At 72.6% G+C, this 2566-nt stretch carries 2 protein-coding genes and 1 pseudogene; all 3 read left to right on the top strand.

Annotation, left to right across the window (positions count from 1 at the left end):
• Positions 1–118 precede the first annotated feature (118 nt).
• The 3 genes and pseudogenes from ACFU74_RS36960 (at position 119) to ACFU74_RS36950 (ending at position 2548) form a co-directional block, all read left to right on the top strand.
• Complete coding sequence (locus ACFU74_RS36960; RefSeq protein WP_380764522.1) at positions 119–931, top strand: aminoglycoside phosphotransferase; 813 nt, start codon at positions 119–121, stop codon at positions 929–931.
• Positions 928–1861: pseudogene (locus tag ACFU74_RS36955) on the top strand (aminoglycoside phosphotransferase family protein). The gene ACFU74_RS36960 and the pseudogene ACFU74_RS36955 overlap by 4 nt, the downstream one beginning before the upstream one ends.
• Before the next feature lie 186 nt (positions 1862–2047).
• Positions 2048–2548 (top strand): hypothetical protein, encoded by a 501-nt coding sequence (locus tag ACFU74_RS36950; protein ID WP_380764521.1) that lies wholly within the window; start codon positions 2048–2050, stop codon positions 2546–2548.
• Positions 2549–2566: the final 18 nt, after the last annotated feature.

Genomic DNA, 2566 nt, shown 5'->3' with positions numbered 1-2566 from the left:
CGGCCGTGGTGTTCTTTTGGGCCGCGGGGCGTACTTTCTACCCCCACCCTTAGCCCCCCGGGGGGGGGGCCCCCGGCCGGGGCGGGCCCACCACCGGCAGCCTCTCTGGAGTCCAGCAGTGTCGATGACCCGCCTCGCCTGGAACCGCCTCCCGCCCGCGGCCCGCGCGGCCGTGCAGGAGCACACCGGCCCCTTCCTGGGCGCCGCCGATGCGTCCACCGGGGCGAACTCCGGCGTCGCCGTGAAAGCTCTGACCGCCTCGGGCGAGGTGTTCATCAAAGGCATCCCGGTCGACCACCGGCAGGTCAAGACGCAACTGCGCGAAGCCGCCGTCAACCCGTACCTGCCGAAGTCGTCTCCCCGACTGCTATGGCACTTGCAGGCGGGGGGCTGGGACCTGCTCGGCTTCGAGGCGATCGAGGGACACCTCGCCGACTTCGCTCCCGGCAGTCCCGACCTGCTCCTGGTCGTCGGTGCGCTGACGGAACTCGCCGACACTCCCTGCCCGGACATCCCACTGCTGAGCTTCACCCGGCGGTTCGCGGGCTACAGCAACACCCCGGAACTGTTCGCCGGGGACGCGCTCCTGCACACCGACATGGCCCCGCACAACATCCTGGTCGACCGCACCGCCCACCTCATCGACTGGGCCTGGCCGACCCGAGGCCCGGCCTGGGCTGACCCGGCCGTCTGGGCCGTGCGTCTGATCGACGCCGGGCACACCCCCGAACAGGCCGAGCGGTGGGCGTTCCATCTGCCAGCATTCGAAGCCGCGGACCCCCGGGTCCTCCTCGCCTTCGCCGAGGCCAACGCCCGCTACTGGCAGGAGGTCCACGCCCAGGTGCCGGCAACTTCGTGGACACGGTCCATGGCCGTCTCCGCGATCGCCTGGCACGATCACCGACGCGACCGCTCGCCGACCGCGAAATGACCGTCCCTCCCATGGACCTGGACCTGATCAGCGGACTCCTGCACGAGATCGCCGACACCGGCCGCGGGACGCCGACCCGGCTCCTCATACGGGTCTGGTCCATGTCAGGGGTCGAACGGCTGACCTTCCCCGACGGCACCACCGCCGTCCTGAAGTACGCATGCGAGCCGTTCACCGTCGAGGGCCGGACCCTGCGGGCAGCCGAACGGGCCGGCGTCCCAGTGCCCCGCGTACTCGGCTCAGCCCAGCGCGGCGGCCTGCTCGCGATGGTGCTCGAAGACCTCGGCGACCCGCGGCGCGAGGCCACCGACGGCGATGCCTCGACAGCCGCCGCGCTCCTTCACGCGGCCGCCCCGCCGTCGTCACTGCCGGTGTTGGGGGAGAACGCCCTGGCAGCCCTACCCGGCAAAGCCCTGGTCCACCTGCAACGACTGCAGGCCGCCGACCGCTGGACGGAAGGGACCGAAGACCTCGCCGACATCCTGTACGCCCTCGCGCACGTCGCAGAGAGGAAGGCTGCCGGGGCGATGACCGCTCCATTCGGCTGGGTGCACTCCGAGTTCCCCCCGTCCAGCCTGCACATCGGCCTCTGGGGCTGGCACCTGCTGGACTTCGCCCATTCCTTCATCGGGCCGGGCCTTCTGGACCTCGCGTCCTGGCAGGGCCTCAGCATCAGGCAGTCCCCGGACCCGGCCCGCCTGCGCGGACTCATCGACGGCTACATCGCCGCAGGAGGCCCTCGCGACGCGCTCACCCACCGCGGCGGGTTACCCCCCGGAGGTGTGGGCCCTGGGCTGGCACCGGGTCTGGGCGGTCGAGTGGTTCCTCGAACAGGCACACCGATGGATCAACGACCCGGCCAAGGACCCCGGATCCATCAAAGTCGTCCGCCACCACCTGATGGCGGCAGCAGATCTCCTCAAGGTGTGATGCCGACCCGCCGCCTGCGGGCTATTCGGTCCAGGGACCGGTCGCAGGCAGTGCGGCCACCTGGCTGTTGCTCCGGCAGGTCAGCCTCGGCGATCGAGCGCCTCCCGGCCTCGTCCGGGAGGCGCTCGTCCGTCTGCGGAGGGGTCCCGCGCCGTGATTGGATGCGACCGGCGGAGGGGAAGCAGGATGAGTGGAACCCAGCCCACAGGCCGACGACTGGTGGTCGGCGTGCTGGTGCTGTGCGCGGTGCTCGTCGCCGTGGCGGTGGGATGGACGGTGGACCAGGGGGCACGGAGGACCGACCTTCGCGAGACCGACACCGACCGCGCGCAGCGGCTGGCCGGCCTCCACCACCGCCAGCACCCCGGCAAGGGCAGGTACTACGTGCCCGAGGCGGCCGTCCTGGCCGGTCCGTCCGGCGGGACCAGGGTGGCCTACCTGCACTACCGGATCGTCGGCGGGCCGGACAGCAGCCTCGACGACTTCGTCCGCGTCTACGACCTCCCGGCGCCCGGCGCCCTCGCGCCGCTGCCGCCGGACCTGGCGGCGGCGCTGCCCGGCGAGGAGCCGGCGCGGGGCGCCCTGCTGCCCGAGCCGCCGGGCGGGCGGGAGCGGCAGATCTTCGCCCTGGACGCGGACACCGGGTCCCCCGGCGCCGCCGACGTCTACGTCCGCGCCGTCGGCTGACCCCGGTCGCCGCCCGAC

The sequence above is a fragment of the Kitasatospora sp. NPDC057500 genome (genome assembly GCF_042802195.1).
Taxonomy (GTDB): domain Bacteria; phylum Actinomycetota; class Actinomycetes; order Streptomycetales; family Streptomycetaceae; genus Kitasatospora.
Note: the sequence above shows the minus strand (reverse complement) of the source record. Positions and strands in the feature narration are given on the sequence as shown.